The sequence below is a fragment of the Micrococcus luteus genome (assembly GCF_022664405.1).
Lineage (GTDB): Bacteria > Actinomycetota > Actinomycetes > Actinomycetales > Micrococcaceae > Micrococcus > Micrococcus luteus.
The window spans coordinates 1-882 of record NZ_JAKRLB010000052.1 but is presented as its reverse complement, the minus strand read 5'-3'; the positions used below and the strand labels follow the sequence as shown (position 1 = coordinate 882).

Below are 882 nucleotides of genomic sequence, written 5' to 3'. Positions count from 1 at the left end.
CTAAGGCGAGGCCGACAGGCGTAGTCGATGGACAACGGGTTGATATTCCCGTACCAGTGAAGAACCGCCCATGCTGAGCCGGTGATACTAACCGCCCGAACCATCCCGAACCCCGTCTTTGACGGGGTCGGTGGTGGGGAGCGCGGGACCTGAACCGGGGAGGCAAGCGCATTAACAGGTGTGACGCAGGAAGGTAGCCGGGCCGGGCAATGGAAATGACCTGGTCTAAGGGTGTAGGGCTGCCGGTAGGTAAATCCGCCGGCTGTATGCCTGAGACCTGATGGGCGCCCACTTGGTGGGTGATCCGGTGATCCTATGCTGCCTAGAAAAGCATCGGCGTGAGGTTCAAACTGCCCGTACCCTAAACCGACACAGGTGGTCAGGTAGAGAATACTAAGGCGATCGAGAGAATCATGGTTAAGGAACTCGGCAAAATGCCCCCGTAACTTCGGGAGAAGGGGGGCCCCAACCTTGAGCACCACGTGCTGGTGTGAGGGGATCGGGGCCGCAGAGACCAGGGGGAAGCGACTGTTTATCAAAAACACAGGTCCATGCGAAGTCGTAAGACGATGTATATGGACTGACTCCTGCCCGGTGCTGGAAGGTTAAGGGGACCTGTTAGCTTCGGCGAAGCGGAGAACTTAAGCCCCAGTAAACGGCGGTGGTAACTATAACCATCCTAAGGTAGCGAAATTCCTTGTCGGGTAAGTTCCGACCTGCACGAATGGAGTAACGACTTCCCCGCTGTCTCAACTATGAACTCGGCGAAATTGCATTACGAGTAAAGATGCTCGTTACGCGCAGAAGGACGGAAAGACCCCGTGACCTTTACTATAGTTTGGTATTGGTATTCGGTGTGACTTGTGTAGGATAGGTGGGAGA

1 rRNA gene is annotated in these 882 nt (G+C 55.6%); it reads left to right on the top strand.

Features of this window, described 5'->3' with window-relative positions:
- A 23S ribosomal RNA gene (locus MF605_RS11875) occupies positions 1 to 882 on the top strand; the annotation flags it as partial.